16 protein-coding genes are annotated in these 16,747 nt (G+C 72.9%); 4 read left to right on the top strand and 12 right to left on the bottom strand.

The genetic code is table 11. The features are described 5' to 3' along the window. Window positions 1-19: 19 nt before the first annotated feature. The 4 genes from RIU97_RS07515 to RIU97_RS07500 form a co-directional block, all read right to left on the bottom strand. Window positions 20-601 carry a toxin-antitoxin system, toxin component gene (locus RIU97_RS07515; RefSeq protein WP_404954403.1) on the bottom strand — a complete coding sequence of 194 codons (582 nt, stop codon included), beginning with the start codon at window positions 599-601 and terminating at the stop codon, window positions 20-22. Then, window positions 598-1,599 (bottom strand): hypothetical protein, encoded by a 1,002-nt coding sequence (locus RIU97_RS07510; protein WP_404954401.1) that lies wholly within the window; start codon window positions 1,597-1,599, stop codon window positions 598-600. Before RIU97_RS07510 ends, RIU97_RS07515 begins: the two co-directional genes overlap by 4 nt. A gap of 164 nt (window positions 1,600-1,763) precedes the next feature. Continuing rightward, entirely contained in the window at window positions 1,764-2,195 is a 432-nt protein-coding gene (locus RIU97_RS07505) for a hypothetical protein (RefSeq protein WP_404954399.1), read from the bottom strand. Window positions 2,196-2,284: 89 nt separating this feature from the next. Further along, a complete protein-coding gene (locus tag RIU97_RS07500; RefSeq protein WP_404954397.1) occupies window positions 2,285-2,992 on the bottom strand; it encodes a helix-turn-helix transcriptional regulator in 708 nt (235 codons plus the stop codon). A gap of 167 nt (window positions 2,993-3,159) precedes the next feature. Between RIU97_RS07500 and RIU97_RS07495 the strand changes: the two genes are divergently transcribed. Further along, window positions 3,160-3,576 carry a hypothetical protein gene (locus tag RIU97_RS07495; RefSeq protein WP_404954395.1) on the top strand — a complete coding sequence of 139 codons (417 nt, stop codon included), beginning with the start codon at window positions 3,160-3,162 and terminating at the stop codon, window positions 3,574-3,576. Here the strand turns inward: RIU97_RS07495 and RIU97_RS07490 are convergent. Together RIU97_RS07490 and RIU97_RS07485 are read right to left on the bottom strand one after the other, a co-directional pair. Then, window positions 3,562-4,395 (bottom strand): helix-turn-helix domain-containing protein, encoded by an 834-nt coding sequence (locus tag RIU97_RS07490; protein ID WP_404954393.1) that lies wholly within the window; start codon window positions 4,393-4,395, stop codon window positions 3,562-3,564. The two genes, RIU97_RS07495 and RIU97_RS07490, sit on opposite strands and share 15 nt — an antisense overlap. A 43-nt stretch (window positions 4,396-4,438) precedes the next feature. Then, window positions 4,439-6,244: an FAD-dependent oxidoreductase gene (locus RIU97_RS07485; RefSeq protein WP_404954391.1), complete on the bottom strand. Its 1,806-nt coding sequence runs from the start codon at window positions 6,242-6,244 to the stop codon at window positions 4,439-4,441. Window positions 6,245-6,419: 175 nt separating this feature from the next. Here RIU97_RS07485 and RIU97_RS07480 point away from each other — a divergent pair, with 175 nt between their 5' ends. Further along, window positions 6,420-6,725 carry a 4a-hydroxytetrahydrobiopterin dehydratase gene (locus tag RIU97_RS07480; RefSeq protein ID WP_327412559.1) on the top strand — a complete coding sequence of 102 codons (306 nt, stop codon included), beginning with the start codon at window positions 6,420-6,422 and terminating at the stop codon, window positions 6,723-6,725. Then, the gene (locus tag RIU97_RS07475) at window positions 6,725-7,489 is read left to right on the top strand and encodes a class I SAM-dependent methyltransferase (RefSeq protein ID WP_404954389.1); all 765 of its coding nucleotides are present in this window, start codon (window positions 6,725-6,727) and stop codon (window positions 7,487-7,489) included. Before RIU97_RS07480 ends, RIU97_RS07475 begins: the two co-directional genes overlap by 1 nt. 28 nt (window positions 7,490-7,517) lie before the next feature. On the opposite strand, the gene RIU97_RS07470 is transcribed toward RIU97_RS07475, so the two are convergent. From RIU97_RS07470 to RIU97_RS07450, 5 genes are all read right to left on the bottom strand, one after another. After that, entirely contained in the window at window positions 7,518-7,943 is a 426-nt protein-coding gene (locus RIU97_RS07470; RefSeq protein WP_404954387.1) for an RICIN domain-containing protein, read from the bottom strand. 13 nt (window positions 7,944-7,956) lie between these two features. Beyond that, window positions 7,957-8,763: an aldo/keto reductase gene (locus RIU97_RS07465; protein WP_404962782.1), complete on the bottom strand. Its 807-nt coding sequence runs from the start codon at window positions 8,761-8,763 to the stop codon at window positions 7,957-7,959. 196 nt (window positions 8,764-8,959) lie between these two features. After that, a complete protein-coding gene (locus RIU97_RS07460; RefSeq protein WP_404954385.1) occupies window positions 8,960-9,730 on the bottom strand; it encodes an ABC transporter ATP-binding protein in 771 nt (256 codons plus the stop codon). Then, a complete protein-coding gene (locus RIU97_RS07455; RefSeq protein WP_404954383.1) occupies window positions 9,727-12,501 on the bottom strand; it encodes an ABC transporter permease subunit in 2,775 nt (924 codons plus the stop codon). Before RIU97_RS07455 ends, RIU97_RS07460 begins: the two co-directional genes overlap by 4 nt. 9 nt (window positions 12,502-12,510) lie before the next feature. Then, window positions 12,511-13,779 carry an ABC transporter substrate-binding protein gene (locus RIU97_RS07450; protein ID WP_404954381.1) on the bottom strand — a complete coding sequence of 423 codons (1,269 nt, stop codon included), beginning with the start codon at window positions 13,777-13,779 and terminating at the stop codon, window positions 12,511-12,513. Window positions 13,780-14,110: 331 nt separating this feature from the next. Between RIU97_RS07450 and RIU97_RS07445 the strand changes: the two genes are divergently transcribed. Continuing rightward, complete coding sequence (locus tag RIU97_RS07445; RefSeq protein ID WP_404954379.1) at window positions 14,111-14,725, top strand: HdeD family acid-resistance protein; 615 nt, start codon at window positions 14,111-14,113, stop codon at window positions 14,723-14,725. 62 nt (window positions 14,726-14,787) lie between these two features. Here the strand turns inward: RIU97_RS07445 and RIU97_RS07440 are convergent, their stop codons facing one another. Next, window positions 14,788-16,611 (bottom strand): AMP-dependent synthetase/ligase, encoded by a 1,824-nt coding sequence (locus tag RIU97_RS07440; RefSeq protein ID WP_404954377.1) that lies wholly within the window; start codon window positions 16,609-16,611, stop codon window positions 14,788-14,790. Window positions 16,612-16,747 lie beyond the last annotated feature (136 nt).

The following is a 16,747-nucleotide window of genomic DNA, read 5'->3' as shown; positions in this document are numbered from 1 at the left end:
CTCGTCACCGGCGTGACGCTCAACGCCCCCAGCCGAGCGAGGACTTGATGCGCTCGATCGCCTCGGGGACCTGTTCTTCCCGGGGAGGCGGCAGATAGGGCTTCAGGAGTTTGCCGAGGTACAGGCCGAAGATCTCGGCCCGGACCTCCGCGGGGTCCTCCCGGTCCGCGCGGGCGGCGGCCTGCCGGACCACCGTGCCCAGACCGGTGTCCGACTGCAGCAGCTCCGTGAGGCCGCCCCGGCCGTCCGTGTCGCCCGCGGCGCCCGTCAGCCGCGCGGCCACCGCCATGCCCGGCCCGTGGCTGTCGCAGGTGCCCTCGTCGACGTGCCACAACTCGTGGCAGGCGATGACGAGCTGGTGCTCGGGGCGGGTGTGTTCCTCGATGACGAGGAGATCGCGGGCGTCCATCTCCAGCCACAGCCCGCTGGCCGTGTCGGGCGGGAAGGAAGCGAAGCGGAAGTCGACCTTCCGTCCACCGCGCCGCCGGCCGTACGCGGTGCACAGCGCGCCGATGATCTCGGCGGCGCAGGCGGGCGGCGTGAGCCGCGCGTCGGCGAGCAGATCCCCGCCGAGCCTGCGCATCGCCCGTGTGGTCCTCATGGCGCTCCCCCCTCGTCGGGCTCCGCCGGACGGCCGAGCCGGCCCTCCCGCGCGAGCAGGTCGTCCAAGTGGTCGGCGAGCGACTTCCAGCCCCGCGGGGAGAGCCGGCCGGCCCGCGTCACGATGCTCCGTACGTCGTGCGCCCGCAGCACGGCCAGCATCGGGTTCTCCTGCTCCCGCTCAGCGGACTCCAGTTCGGCCTCGATCAGGGCGAGTGCGGTGGCGAGCGCCTCGGTGTCGTCGGCCAGCAGGAAACCGCCCTCGACCCCGTAGAACCGCTGGATCCCTGCGGCCGCGGCGAGGTTCGGCAGGCCCTCGCCCTGGGCGACGCGGGTCAGCGACTGGCCCGACGCGTCGAAGGACTTGGCGATGGCCGCCAGCGAATGGGCCTGGCCGTCCTCCCGTACGCGGGTCCGGCGCAGGTGCTCGAACCGGTGGTGCACCTGCTCCTTGAGGGGGAGCCGGGGCGGCTCGCCGTCGAGGGTGAGCCGGATGGCCCGCGGGGTCATGCCGGTGAGGTACGACAGGTGCTCCAGGTCGTCCCGGCCGTCCGGGACGGTGGCGGTGTCCGAGAGGGCGAGGGCCCGCTCCACCGCACTCTTGCTGTCGGCCAGCAGGAAGCCGGCGTAGACCCCGAAGAACCGCTGCACGCCCGCCGCGTGCCCCATGCGCGGCAGCCCGGTGCCCGCGTTGAGCGGCCCGAGGGAGGCCCCGGGCGCGTCGAAGTCGTCGGCGATGGCGGCGAGCGGCCACTCCCGGCCGTGCTTGTCCCGGCGGGTGGCGCGCAGCCGCAGGAACCGCTGGTGCACGCGCTGCTCCAGCGGCACTTCGGCCGCCGTGCCCGCCACCACCTGCGCTATGCGCCCGGGTTCGACCCCGGACAGATGGCTCAGCCGCTCCGCGTCCAGCACTCCGGCCGGATCCTGACCATGCCGCACCGACAGCGCCTCGACACGACGCCAGATCGCGGCGAGATCGGGTCGGGCGGCGGCTCGCACCGGCGGAATCTCCATATGTCGACAAGACGTTCGAGTGAATCGGGCTCCGCGAAGCCTAGCCCCCCGCCCCTGCCCGAACCAGGGGAACCCCAACGTTTCCTGCCGTACGACTCAAAAAGGGTTGGCATGACCTCCGAGGTGAACGCAGTTGGATGCCGTGGGCGTCAGGCGTCGAAGCGGCGGTTGCCGGTGAGCGACCAGACGGCGGAGATCCGCCCGTCCGTGACCGCGAACATGTCGATGCCGCTCTTGACGACGACGTCCCCGCTGCCGTCGGCGTTGCTCTCGATCCACCGGCAGGCCATCTCTCCGCGCTCGGAGTCGACCAGCGGCGCGGCGTCGGCGGCGAACGTCAGGCCGGTGAGGGCGAGGCTGTTGGCCGAGATGAACGCGGTCAGTTCGTCCGGGCCGAAGGTGTGGGCGGAGCCGGTGCCGTCGAAGTCGTCAGCGAAGTGCAGCCGGAAGCCGGGGGCGAGGATCTGGTCGGCGAGGGCGACGTCTCCGTTCCAGAGCGCCGTCCAGCCCTCCACCAGCCGGGTGCCGGCCTCCCGGGTCAGCGGTGCGGAGTCGGTGATGGGGGTCGTCGTCACAGACATGGGTGCCTTCCATGGTCGGTTCGTGGTCACCCAGCCTCCGGGCCGGGGGCGACAACCCCCTGTCGGTGTTTAGCTCTCCGGGCGGCGGCTCAAGCGAAACCATAGAGCTCGTCAAGTGCGACGAAATCCCATCCGAGGGTGTCCAGTTCGGACAGGTCCACCGGACGCGGCTCCGCCGTCTCCTCCAGCGCCCGCGCCTCGCGGATGCGGTCGAGGCGGAAGCCCCGCACGGCGGAGCGCAGCCGGCACCAGCCGATGAGGTACCAGTGGTCGCCTCCGAGGAAGCCCAGGGGCTCGACGGTGCGGTCGGTGACCTCGCCCTCCCCGTCGGCGTAGCACAGCTGCAGCAGCCGGCGGGTCGAGAGCGCCTCGCGCAGGGTGTGCGGGAGCGCGGACGGCCGGACGGGGTTCACGGCGAGCCGTACCCGGGCGGCGAGCTCGCGCGCGGCCTGACGATCGCGCTGCGGCATGACGGCGAACACCTTGTACAGCGCCGAACGGGCGTCCGCGGCGAACGGTGTACCGGACAGCCCGTGCAGGGCGACGGCCAGCGCCGCCGCCTCGGCCGGGGTGATGGTCAGGGGTGGCAGGGTGTGGTCCTTGTCCACCACGTACCCGCCGCTGCGGCCCGGTTCGGCGTAGAGCGGCACACCGGACTGCTGCAGGGCGCCGAGGTCGCGCTCGATGGTGCGGGTGCTGACGCCGAAGCGCTCGGCGAGCCACCGGGCGCTGCGCGGCCGGGGCGAGACCGCGCGCAACTCCTCCACCAGGGCGTACAGACGCTCGGTACGGTTCACAGCCAAGGACCGTAGCCGATGCCCGGGGCAGCGGGCCGTTACCTGCGAGGTAATCGACCCCCTCCGGGCTGCCGGGCACAGTGGGGTCATCGGGTTCCGGGGCCGCGCACTCGGCCCCGGAAACCGTGTCCCACCCGGCCGTTCGACCTCGATGGAGGGGATCTCCCATGTCCGCGACCCTGCTCGGCAGCATTGCCCGTACCGGCGTCCCGCAGGTCATGCTGCGGCGCTTTCTCGCCCTCGACTCCGTCGTCACCACCGGCAACGGGCTCGCGTACGCCGCCTTCTCCGCCCCGCTCGGGCGGCTGCTCGGGGTCGGGCAGGGGCTGTTGCTCGGGCTCGGGGTGCTGCTCGTGGTGTACGGGGCCGCCGTCGGGTTGCTCGCCTCGCGGCGGCAGCCCCCGGCGTTCCCGGTGAAGCTCGTGATCGAGACCAACTACGCCTGGGCCACCCTGAGTCTCGTCTCCCTCGCCGTGTGGTTCACCCCCACCGCCGCCGGGGCCGTGTGGATCCCGGCCCAGGCCCTCACCGTCGCCGGCTTCGCCCTGCTCCAGCAGCTCGCCCTGCGCTCAGTCGGCAAGTGAGCGCAGGTACTTCACCGTCGCCGGGTCGGCCGGGAGCATGGTCTCGATGGCCAGCTCGGCGACGGTCACGTCCATCGGCGTGTTGAAGGTCGCGATCGACGACACGAAGGACAGCAGGTGGCCGTCGTGCTCGATGACGAGCGGGAGCGCGATGTACGGGACGGGCTCGGACGGTTCCCCGTCCCCCGGGCGCTCCGCCGCCGCAGGCACCGGGTACGCGGACACCTCCTCGTACAGCGCGCGCAGCGGCTCGGAGCGGGCCAGCGCGATCTGGCGCTCCATCTGGGCCAGCAGGTGCCCGCGCCACTCCCCGAGGTTGTGGATCCTCGGGGCGAGGCCCTCGGGGTGCAGGGTGATCCGCATGGCGTTCAGCGGCGGGGTCAGCAGGTGCTCCGGCAGTCCGTCGAGCAGCATCGCGATGCCCCGGTTGGCGGCGACGACGTCGTAAGTGGCGTCGACGACGAGCGCCGGGTAGGGCTCGTACCCGGTCAGCAGCTGCTGGATGCCCTCGCGCAGGGTCTCCATGGACGGGTCGTCCAGCGCGGTCTGGGCGTAGCGGGGGGCGTAACCCGCCGCCAGCAGCAGGGCGTTGCGCTCCCGTACCGGCACGTCGAGGCGGTCGGCGAGCCTTAGCACCATCTCCTCGCTCGGCCGGGACCGGCCCGTCTCGATGAAGCTGATGTGCCGGGACGAGGAGTCGGCGCGGCCCGCCAGCTCCAGCTGGCTGATGCCGCGCCGCTCCCGCCATACGCGGAGCAGGGCGCCGACCGTCGGGGCGGGAGCCGGCGCGGGTGGCGGTGCGGGGGGCGTCGGGGTCATGCCGACGACGGTAGCCGAGCCCCTCGCCCCCGGCCGGCCCGCGTCACCCGAGGTCGAAGATGTTGCGCAGGCCGAGGCGGTGGCGCCACAGGTCGTGCCGCCTGGCGGACTCCAGCTCGGGCGCCCGGTACATGGGTCGGACCGTACACCGCTCCGCCCTCGAACCGTCCCGGTCCAGAAGGCTGTTGACGGCCGCGCGGGCCGAGGCGTTCGCGCCCTCCATCGTCGCCAGGTCGATGTCCACCGCGACGTAGTCCCCGCTGAGGAAGAAGTTCGGGATGCGGGTCCCCGCGCTCGGCCGGTTGTGGAGGGTGCCCACCGGGTGGATCAGCAGCTCGTCCTGGTTGGTGGGATGCGGGGTGCCGAGCCCGTCCACCCCCGGGTCCAGGAACCACGAGTGCAGCCTGGAGTCGCTCAGCAGCGTCTTCCCGGTGTCGTTGAGGGAGGCCTTCAGCTGCGCCCACACCTCGCGCGCCACCTCCTCGCGGGTGCACTGCTTGGCCGTCTTCCCGTACAGGATCCCGGGCTTGTCCCACTCGGAGATGTCCACCGACAGGCAGTCGACCGCCGTACCGTCGCCGTAGTCGGCCGGGAAGTTCCGTGCGGGCCAGTGCTCGGCCTGCTGGATCGCCGTCAACGACCAGGGCGAGTCGATGCAGTTGAGGTGCCCGTGCACCAGCGGCGCCCGCTCGGTCAGATAGAACTGGATACCGGTCATCCAGTCGGTCTCCAGCTTGTCGCAGCGCCCCAGCATCGGATCGGCCGCCCGCAGGCCCGCGCCCCAGGTGCGGCGGGCGTGCTCGACGGGCAGCGCGCTCACGTAGTGGTCGGCCGTGACCGTCTGCCGGGCGCCGTCCGGGCCCTCGACGGAGACGCCGCTGACCCGGCCGTTCCCGTACTGCACCTCCCGTACGGTCCACCCGATTCTGAACTCCACCCCGAGCGACCGCAGATGGGCCTCCCAGGGGTCGATCCAGGCCTCGTTGGTCGGCAGGTTGAGGATCCGGTCAGGCGGGCCGTCCGCCCCCCGCCCCAGCACATTGAAGACGAAGGCCTCGCCGAGGGTGCCGACCGTGCGGGTGGAGGCCTCCTCGGCCTTGGTCGCGACGATGTTGCGGGTGATGCCGACGGCGAGGATGCGCTGGTACTCGGACGACATCCGCGCCGCGCGCACGAAGTCCCACCACGGGGTCCGCTCCCAGACCTCGTTGCGCCGCTCGTCGCAGCTGGTGACGAAGACGAGCACACGGTCCACGAAGTACGCCGTCTCGTGCAGCGGGAGCCGGACCAGCGTCTGCAGGATGCCGGTGAGGGCCCGCCGGAGCTCGTCGGGCGTCAGCTCGGCGGGGGAGTGGTCCGGCCAGGGGATGGGCCCGCGCAGGTCCTCGCGCCCGCCCGCCCGGGCGAACATCATCTCGCGCGGGGCGACGAGGTTGTCCCACACCCCGTTCGCGTTCCCGGGGAAGGGGATGCGCCGCATGGTGTCGGGCAGGTTGTGGTAGATGCCGGGGATGAAGCGGAAGCCGTGCTCGGCGGGCAGCGGCCGGCGCCCGCCGCGGGCGCTGCCGGGCACGTCCATGCTCCGCGCCTTGCCGCCGAGCGCCCGCCGCTCGTACACCGTGACGGCGTAGCCGCGCTCGGCGAGTTCGTGCGCCGCCGTCAGGCCGGCCACCCCGCCCCCGAGGACGGCGACGCGGCGGCCGTCCGGAGCTGCCGGGGCGGCGGCCGAAGACGCCGCGGCCGCCGGCGGGGCGGCCGCGACCCCGGCCGACAGCGCACCGGCGGTGGCCACGGCGCCCGCACCCGCGCCCGCGATGAACGTACGCCTGGAACTCCCTGTGATGGTCATGGCGAATGCCCCCTAGTTACCGCTGGTAACAGTCATGTCCGGCGCAGGAGCCTATGGGGGGCGCGAGGGACGCGGAAGGCGCAGAAGTACCCGAGCGCACTATGGCGCGAAAGGTTCGCTCCGGCGTGCACTGTGGGAACCTTGACTACACGTCACGGGGAAAAGGAGCCGGTGCATGCCGAGTGAGCCGCTGTCACAGAAGGAGATCGAGGACCGGTTGCGGGAACTTCCCGGCTGGGCCTTCGAGGACGACCGGATCATCCGCACCTACCGGCTGGGCACGCACTTCGCCGCGAGCGCCCTCGTCGCCCACATCGCCTCGGTCCAGGAGGAGTTGAACCACCACTCGGACCTGACCCTCGGCTACAACACGGTCCGGCTCTCCGTGAACAGCCACGACGCCGGCGGGGCCGTCACCGAGACCGACTTCGCGCTCGCCGAACGCGTCGAGGCCCTCGCACCCGCCCACGGCGCGAGCTGATGACCACGCACATACAGACCGTCAAAACCCTGCTGGACTACGACGCCGAGGCCGCGGCGTACGACGCGAGCCGCGGCGGCGCCCCACGCGCCGAAGCCGCGGCCGCGGCGGTCCTGCAGCTGCTCCCGGCCGACGTGGGCACCCTCCTCGACCTCGGCTGCGGCACGGGCGTCGTCACCAGCCGGCTGACCCGCCCCGGACTGCGCGTCCTGGGCGCGGACGCCTCCCACGGCATGGCCTCCATGGCACTGCGGCGGGGCGTCCCGGTGGCCCTCGCCGACGCGGCGCGGCTGCCGGTGCGGTCGGGCTCGCTGGACGCGGTGAGCGCGGTGTGGCTGCTGCACCTGCTGAGGCAGCCGGGACTGGTGCCCGCCGTGATCGCCGAGGCCGGACGGGTCCTGCGGCCCGGCGGGGTCTTCCTCACCACCGTGGACAAGGACTCCGCGCACGACGTGGGCAGCGACATCGACGCCGTGTTCGCCGCACACCTGGCCCCGACCCCCGCGGACGCCTCCGGGGACGTCGAGGCGTACGCGGCCCGGGCGGGCCTGCGCCCGGCCGGCGAGGCCCGCTTCACCGGCCACGGTCAGGGCCGCAGCCCGCGCGCCTCCGCCGAGGCCCTGCTCGCGGGCCGGTACGCCTCCCGCATAGCGCCGCGCGGCATCACCCCGCAGCAGCTGGCCGCGCGGCTGGAGCTGCTGCCCGACCAGGACGTGCCGCGCGCGGAGCCGACGTACCGCGTACGCGGCTTCGTACGCGTCTGACGGACGCGCGCGGCTCCGCGCCGCAGGGCTACACCGGCTCCAGGCGCCACCACTGGGCCGGGGAGTCGGTGTCCTCGCCCTGCCGGACGCGGCCCGCGCCGTCCGACTCCAGCGGCAGGCCGCTGATGCAGGCGATCAGGGACACCACCCCGGGATCGTCGAGGTGCTCCTCGACGATCCACTCCTGCGCGCCGAAGGCGTTGGCCCGCCACACCTGCACCCGTGCGCCGCTCTCCGTCGACGCGTTCGCGACGTCGAGGCGCCGCTCGTTGTCCTCGCTCACCACGTGGAAGATCCCGCCGCCGCTGTGCACCGGCGAGATCCGCCACCGGCGGGCGGCCTCCGGCGCGGGCGGCCCGTCCGGGCCGACCCGCACCCGGGAGGCGCCCTCCAGCTGGAGCACCAGCCCGCTCTCGACGTTGCGGATCCGGTAGAGCCCTTCGGGAAGGTTCACCTGGCCGTCGCCCTCAGACGTCGAACTCGGCCGGGTCCGGCCCGATCCGGCGGCCCGCCGCGCCCGAGCCGAGCGCGTCCAGCGCGGCGACGTCGGCGGCCTCCAGCTCGAAGTCGAATACGTCCAGGTTCTCCCGGATGCGCGCGGGGGTCACGGACTTCGGGATCACGATGTTCCCGTGCTGGAGGTGCCAGCGCAGCACCACCTGGGCGGCGCTGCGGCCGTACTTGCCGGCGAGCGCGGCGACCGCCGGGAGGGTGAGCAGTTCCTTGCCCTGGCCGAGCGGGGACCAGGCCTCGGTGGCGATCCCGCGCGCGGCGTGCACGGCGCGCAGCTCGGCCTGCGGGAAGAGCGGGTGCAGCTCGACCTGGTTCACGGCCGGCACCAGCGCGCTCTCGGCGGCGAGCCGGTCCAGGTCCTCGGGGCGGAAGTTCGACACGCCGACCGCCTTGGCGCGGCCGCTCGCCGCGATCTCCTCGAAGGTCTTCCAGATGGCGACGAAGTCGTCGCGCATCGGGCGCGGCCAGTGGATCAGGTACAGGTCGATGTGGTCCAGGCCCAGCTTGCCGAGGGAGTCGTCGAAGGCCCGCAGCACCTCGTCCCGGTCCCACCGCCGCTTCGGGCCGTTCCACAGCTTGGTGGTGACGAACAGCTCCTCGCGCGGCACTCCGGAGGCGGCGACGGCCTTGCCGGTGCCCTTCTCGTTGCCGTAGACGGCGGCCGTGTCGATGCTGCGGTAACCGGCCTCCAGTGCGGTCCCGACGGCGTGCTCCGCCTCCGCGTCGGGCACCTGCCAGACGCCGAAGCCGAGCTGGGGCATGAGGCTGCCGTTGTTGAGCTCAATGGTGGGGACCTGCTGGTTCACGTCTGGTCGTTCCTCGCGTCGGCGGCAGTACAGCGTCGTACGAGGGGCGACAACCGGCCCCTCGTACGACGTATTCCCGCCATCGGCGGAGCCCCTCGCAGGTCCCCTCGAACGCCCCCGCTCACGCCCTCACCCAGCCCTCACCCAGCCCTTACGCGGCTCCCAGATACGCCTCCCGCACCAGTGGGTTCGCCCGCACCTCGGCCGCCGTGCCCTCGGCCAGCACCGTCCCGAGGTCCAGTACGACCACCCGCACGCAGAGGTCCATCACGAACGCCACGTTGTGCTCGACCAGCAGCACCGCACAGCCCTCCTCGGCCGCAAGCCGCCGCACGACCTGCGCGAGCTGCTCGCGCTCGGGCGCCGACATCCCGGACGCGGGCTCGTCCAGCAGCAGCACCCGCGGCGGATCGGCCACCGCACGGGCCAGCTCGACCATCCGGGCCCGCCCGACGGGCAGCCCGCCGGCGTACGAGGTCCCGAGCGCGCCGATCCCGCAGTCGGCCAGCACCCGCTCGCCGCGGTCCCGGCGGGCCCGCTCCCGGGCCCGCCGGGCCGGGAGGGCGAGGAGATCCGCGGCCAGCCCGCCCCCGCCGCCCCGCCACTCCTGCGCCACCAGCACGTTGTCGGCCACGCTGAGCTGCCCGAACAACTGCTGGCGCTGGAAGGTCCGGCGCATCCCGTGCCGGGCCCGCCAGACGGGGGAGCGGCGGGTGATGTCCGCGCCGTCCAGCAGCAGCCGCCCCTGGTCGGGCCGGCGGATCCCGGACAGGACGTCGAACAGCGTGGTCTTCCCGGCCCCGTTCGGCCCGATCAGCCCGCACACCTCGCCCGCCCGGACACCGAGGTCCACCCCGGTCAGCGCCCTGACTCCGCCGAAGCGGACGCTGACACCACTGGCTTCCAGCACGTAGCCGCTCAAGTCCCCACCCCGCTCGTCCCCATCCCGCTCGTCCCGATCCCGCTCGTCCCCATCCCCAGGTAGGCCTCGGTGAGCCGGTCCGCCTCCACCTCGGCCCGGGGGCCGCACCAGGAGACCCTCCCCTGGGAGAGGTAGGCCACGGTGTCGGCGATCCCGAGGATCCCGGCTGCCTTCTCCTCCACCAGGAGCAGCGCGGTCCCGGCGTCGCGGAGCTCGGTGAGCAGCGCGTACACCTCCTCCACCACACGCGGGGCGAGCCCGAGCGAGGGCTCGTCGGCGATCAGCACCTCGGGCGGCCGCTGCAGCAGCGGGGCCAGGGCCAGCAGCTGCTGCTCCCCGCCGGACAGCGCCCCGGCGGCGACCGTGCGGCGCTCCGCGAGCCGGGGGAAGCGCGCGTACACGGCGGCCCGGGCGTCGGCCTCCCCGAGGTACAGGGCCAGGTTCTCCTCGATGGTGAGCGAGGGGAAGATCCCCCGGCCCTCGGGGGCGAGCAGCACCCCGGCCCGCGACCGCCGTACGGCCCCGTCCCGGGTGGCATCCCGCCCGTGTACGCGGACCGCCCCGCCCGCGACGGGCAGCAGCCCGGCGGCCACCCGGCAGGTGGTGCTCTTCCCGGCCCCGTTGGGCCCGAGCACGGCGAGGATCTCCCCCTTGCGGACTTCCAGGTCGACCCCGTGCAGGACCAGCCCCCCGTCGTACCCGGCCGCTACGCCGCGCAGCTCCAGGGCGGGCCTTGCCGGGCTCCGCCCCGCACCCCGCTCCTCAATCGCCGGCGGGGCTGCAACTCCAGCCCCGACGGCGTTTGAGGCGCGGGGGTCCGGGGGCGGAGCCCCCGAGGGGTCCGGGGCGGAGCCCCGGGAAGCGGCGGTCCGCCGCTTCGCCAGGCGGACCGGCACGGCCGCGCAGTACCCGTCGGGATCGTTGGCCAGGGCCAATCCCGCCAGGCCGAAGAGGATCACCGGCAGGTGCGCGGACTCCGTCACGTAGTCGGACAGCAGCCGCGGGGCCACCGCGAACACCAGCCCCGCCACCACCGCGTACTGCGGCCTGCGCACGCCCGCCGCCACCACGACCGCCAGCCACACCAGCCCCGTCAGCGCCGTGAAGTCCGTCGCCGTGATCCGGGTGTTGTACGAGGCGTACATCACGCCGCCGAAGCCGGCCAGCCCCGCCGACAGGGTGAACAGCAGCAGCTTCGTCCGCAGCACGGACACCCCCGAGGCCACCGCGGCCGCCGGGGCCGACCGTACGGCCAGCATCGCCCGCCCCGACGGGGAGTTCCGCAGCGCGCTCAGCCCGGCGGCGACCACCGCGACCAGTACCACCAGGGCCACCCCCAGTGCCCGGTCGTCGGAGAGGTCCACCGGCCCGAACACCGGCCGCGGGACCGACCACCCCGAGTCGCCGTTGCGCAGCCACCTCAGCTGGAAGAGCACCTGGTCGGCGAGGAAGGCCAGCGCCAGCGTGGCCAGGGCCAGGGACCTGCCTCCGAGCCGCAGTGCCGGCAGCGCGACGAGCGCCCCCAGCAGGGCCGCCACGCACGTGCCCACCGCCAGCGCCGCCACGAAGGGCCAGCCCCGGCTCATGAGCAGCCCGGCGACGAGCGCGGCCCCGGTCACGAAGGTGCCCTGTGCCAGGGACACCATCGCCCCCAGCCCGGTCACCACCGTGAAGGACATGAACACCAGCGCGATGGCCAGCCCTTGCGCCAGCAGCCCGCTCCAGAAGGGCGTGGTCACGGTGTAGAACGCCACGCACAACAGCCCGGCGCCCGCCGCCCACACCCCCCACCGCCGTCCCCACGAGGCTCCCGCCAGGTGGTCGACGGGCGGCGCGTCCGCGGCGGCCACTCCCGCCGTCCGGGCCCTGCGGGTCAGCACCAGCAGGCCGCCGAAGAGGATCAGGAAGGGCACCGCCGTACGGAAGCCCGTGATGCCCTCGGCGAAGGACGCGTACCCGGCCACCAGGTTCTGCAGGACCCCCAGCCCGAGCCCGCCCGCGAAGGCGAGCGGCACGGACGCGAACCGCCCGATGACCGCCGCCGTCGCCGACACGAACAGGAACAGCGTGAAGTCGTGCGCCGACAGCCCCAGCAGCGGCGTCGCCAGTACGCCCGCCAGCCCGGCCAGCCCCGACGCGATCATCCACGCCACCGACGACAGCCGGTCGGCGCTGATGCCGCGCAGCTCGGTCAGCGAGCGGTTGTCGACGGCGGCCCGCAGCTGCAGCCCGAGGCGCGTGTGCCGCATCAGCACCCACAGGGCGACCGCCACCAGCGCCGTCACCACCCAGGTGATCAGCTGGTCGGAGTCGATGCCGACGCCCTCCGCGAGCTGCCAGGACTTCGCCGGGCTCGGTCCCGCCCCCGGCAGCCCGAACTGGTTCTCCGCCGGCTTCACCGGCGCGCCCGCGTCCGCGAGCAGGTCCACCGCCCACAGCCCGGCGGCCGGCAGCGCCACCAGCAGTCCGATGGTCGCCACGATCTGGGCCGTCTCACCGACCCGCGCGAGCCGCCGGAACATCAGCCGGTCGAGCCCCCAGCCGAGACCGGGGGCCAGCACGGACACCACCAGCAGCGCCGCCGGGACCGCCGGCCAGCCCAGGCCCGAGTGCAGCTCGTAGAAGGTGAGCGCGCACAGGTAGGCGGTGGCCCCGTGCGCGAAGTTGAACAGCCCGGACGCCGAGTACGACAGCACCAGCCCGGTGGCGAGCAGTGCGTACAGGGCGCCGGAGACCAGACCGCTCAGCACGAAGACGAGCAGATCTCCCATGCCGCAGCCCTACTTGAAGGGGATGGGCTCGTAGCACTTGAACGGGACGGAGACCTCGTACGCGCCGTTCTTCAGCTGTACGAGCGCCCCGCAGCCGAAGCTGTCCTTCTGCCCCTTGGGCTCCGCCCGGTCACCGACGAGCGTGCCGGTGTCGGAGAAGCTCTGCGCGGCGCTCTGGAAGGACTCGACGGTCAGGTCCCTGCCCGCCTTCTGCGCGATGGAGACGAACAGGTCGGCCGACATGTACCCGGTCAACATGTGCATGTTCAGCGGGACTTCCTGGCCTCCCGCGGCCGCCTTGATGTCGGCCCTGAACTGCGCCATCTTCGGATCCGCCGATTCGAAGGGCTGGAACTGCAGCAGTACGTGCACCCCGTCGAGCGCCTGCTTCGTGGCGTCCTTGGCGAGCAGGCCCGGGTCGTAGTCGGTCGGGTCGGAGAGCAGCCCCTTGTACCCGCTGCGCTTGAGCGCGGTGAACAGCCCGATGTTGTTGGGGGTCTGCATCACGGAGACCACGGCGTCCGGGGCCTTGCCGCCGTTGCTCTCCAGGATCTCCTTCACGTACGCGGACCAGTCGCTCGGGACGGCGGTGGCGGGTACGGAGGCCTTGGCGTAGGAGACCGTGAACCCGGCGCTGGCGAAGCCCTGCTGGAAGGTACGGATGCCGAACTTCCCGGCGTCGCTGTCGTTGGCGATGACCGCGACCGACTTGCCGCGGGCCCCGCCGAGGATCGTGGCGATGCCCTCGGGCCAGGTCTGGTTCAGGGTGCCGCCGGGGGTGGGGACCAGGCAGCCGTTGAACCCGTAGATGTACTTGGGCCCGCAGAAGGAGGGCAGGGTGCCCCAGCCGAAGGTGGGGACCTTCTCCTGCTCCAGGAAGTCGGCGCCGGAGAAGGTCACCGAACTCATGGGGGAGACCGCGAAGACCTTGTCCTGCTGGACGAGTTTGCGGGCGGCCGCCATGTTCTTGGCGGGGTCCTGGCCGTCGTCCTCCGCACCGAGGTAGTCGATCTTGCGGCCGTTGACGCCTCCCTCGGCGTTGGCCCTCATGTAGCGGGCCTTGGCACCGAGATCGGTGTCCTTCTTGCTGTAACCGCTGGCGCTGGTCATCGAGACGATGCCGCCGACCTTGATCGAGTCGGCGGTGACCCCGCGGGAGTTCCCCGGGCCGTCGCCGCGCTTGCCGGGGCCGGTGCCGTTCGTGGAGGCGGAGTTGCAGGCGGAGACGAGCGCGAGGGCCGCCGCCGCGGCGGCCAGGGTGCGGATCGGTCGCAACATGTCGGGGGATCCCCTCCGGTCGGAATCCCCGCATTCTGTGCGTGACCTGACGAACCGTCAATATCAACGGCAAAGAGAAATGACGGGTCGTCAGTTGTGGTGAAGGGGTGGCGGGGAAGGCGCCCAGACCTGCGGCGACCGTGGTGAAGGGGGGATCGCGGCCGAGAGGTGCCGACGAGGCGATCCACCCCGGTCCCCGGCCCCGGGGTGTGGCCCCGCCCTCGGCGCGGCAAACCCTGCCATATCCGACTAAGGTGGATCGGAAAGGTAAAAAGCATGTCCGGCGGCTCGTGGCACCCCCGCGTGCCGTCCGGCTGTCCCTGGAGGCGTGATGACCGTACCCTCCGACGCGGCACCGCAGCACACACAGAGCGACCCCGAGGACGCCCTCAAGCAGCTCGGGGGCTCGTGGCGCTGGGCACTCGCGTTCGCCCTCGCGACCCTGATCCCAGGCATCCTGGTGCTCGTCTGGCCCGACGAGACGCTGCACGTCCTCGCCGTGATCATCGGTCTGCAGCTCCTGGTGGCGGGCGGCTTCCGCTTCGTCTCGGCCTTCTCCCACAGCCGTGACGACGGCGGCAGCAGACTGGCCGGCGTCCTGGTCGCCATGCTGGCGTTCCTGGCGGGCGTCCTGGTGCTGAGGCATCCCATGCAGACGATCGGTGCGCTCTCCCTGATCGTCGGGGTGTTCTGGCTGCTGAGCGGAGTGCTCACGGCATACGTCGCGATCGCCGACCGCTCGCTCGTGCACCGCGGCCTGATGTTCGGCCTGGGCGCCCTCGGCGCGGTCGCCGGCATCGTCGTGCTCTGCTTCCCGGTGGACTCCGCGGTCGCCCTGACCCGGCTGCTTGGCCTGTGGCTCGTCCTGCTCGGAGTGTTCGAGGTGGTGATGGCCTTCGCGCTGCGCTCGGCCACCCGCCGGAGCATGTCCCCGTCCCCACGGTGAACGCGGCGAACAGTCCCCCCGGTGAACGCGGCGAACCCCGGTGAACGCCGGGCGCCGGGGACTCACGAGGAGTAGAGGGCCGCGACCTCCTTCGCGTACGCCTTCTCGATCGCCCGGCGCTTCAGCTTCAGCGAGGGGGTCAGCAGTCCCCGCTCCTCCGTGAACTGCTCGCCCAGCACCCGGAAGGTGCGGATCGCCTCCGCCTGCGAGACGAGGGTGTTGGCGGCCACCACCGCCCGCCGGACCTCCACCGCCAGCTCGGGGTCGTTCACCAGGTCCGCGGCCGGCAGCTGCGGCCGGCCGCGCATCGACAACCAGTGCGCGATCCCGTCCATGTCCAGCGTGAGCAGGGCCGCGATGTACGGGCGGTCGTTGCCCACCAGCACGCACTGCGACACCAGCGGATGCGAACGGACCCGCTCCTCCAGCGCGGCCGGCGCGACGCTCTTGCCGTTGGAGGTCACCAGGATGTCCTTCTTGCGCCCGGTGATCGTGAGGTAGCCGCTCTCGTCCAGCCGCCCCAGGTCCCCGGTCGCCAGCCAGCCGCCGCGCAGCACCGCCTCCGTGGCGCCGGGGTCGTTGAGGTACCCGGCGAATATGTGGCGGCCGTGCAGCCACACCTCCCCGTCGTCCGCGATGTGCACCGCGCTGCCCGGGATCGGCCGGCCCACCGTGCCGTACCTCGTCGCCCCCGGCGGGTTCGCGGTGGCCGCCGCGCACGACTCGGTCAGGCCGTACCCCTCGAACACCGTGATCCCGGCACCGTCGAAGAACAGCCCGAGACGGCGCGACATCGCCGACCCGCCCGACATGGCGTGCCGCACCCGGCCGCCCATCGCCTCGCGGACCTTCCCGTAGACGAGCTTCTCGAAGAGCTGGTGCTCCATCCGCAGCCCGGCCGAGGGCCCCGGCCCGATGCCGAAGGCCTTCCGCTCGCGCGCCTCCGCGTACCGTACGGCCGTCTCCACCGCCCGGTCGAAGGGACCCGACCGCCCCTCCGCCTCCGCCTTGCGGCGGGCCGCCGCGAAGACCTTCTCGAAGACGTACGGGACGCCGAGCACGAAGGTCGGCCGGAACGCGGCCAGATCCGGCAGCAGCTCGGCCGCCGCCAGCACGGGCTGGTGACCGAGCTTGACCCGCGCCCGGACGGCGGCCACCTCCACCATCCGCCCGAAGACGTGGGCCAGCGGCAGGAAGAGCAGGGTGGACGGCTGCTCGCCCTGCCTGCCCTGGAACACGGACTCCCAGCCGGCCACCAGGGTGTCCGCCTCGTACATGAAGTTGGCGTGCGTCAGCACGCACCCCTTGGGCCGGCCGGTGGTCCCGGAGGTGTAGATGACGGTGGCCGTCGTGTCCGGCGTCACGGCGCGGCGATGGCGGTGCACGACGTCCTCGGAGACCCCGCGGCCGTCGGCGACGAGGGACTCCACGGCCCCGGCGTCGAGCTGCCACAGCCGCTGCAGGTGGGGAAGCCGGTCGATGACCGAGCCCACCGTCATGGCCTGGTCCTCGTCCTCGACCACGCAGGCCGTGCAGTCGGTGTCGTACAGGATCCAGTGCACCTGATCGGCCGAGGACGTCGGATAGACGGGGACGGGCTGGGCGCCGACCGCCCACAGGGCGAAGTCGAAGAGGGTCCACTCGTACCGGGTACGGGACATGACGGCGACCCGGTCCCCGAACCGCACGCCCTGGGCCAGCAGCCCCTTGGCGAGCGCCAGCACCTCGGCGGCCAGCTCCCCGGAGGTGACGTCCCGCCAGACGCCGTCGGTCTTGCGGCCGAGCACCACCCGGTCCGGCTCCTCGTGGGCGTGCTGGAAGACGACGTCGGCCAGTCCGCCGACGGGCGCGCCCGTGACGACCGGTGGGACGGTGATCTCGCGCAAGGCCCCGCTCCTCTCCGCGCGCCGCGGTGAACGTACCTCACGGTCAAGGGGGGTTGATCAGCAATCGGATACCTCCACAAGACCTCCCCAGTGACCATGCTTCCCATGCCTCTGACGTGCGACATCGGCGGTGCGT

Source organism: Streptomyces sp. 147326 (genome assembly GCF_045000215.1).
In the GTDB taxonomy this organism is placed as follows: domain Bacteria; phylum Actinomycetota; class Actinomycetes; order Streptomycetales; family Streptomycetaceae; genus Streptomyces.
This window is presented reverse-complemented; position numbering and strand designations above follow the sequence as displayed.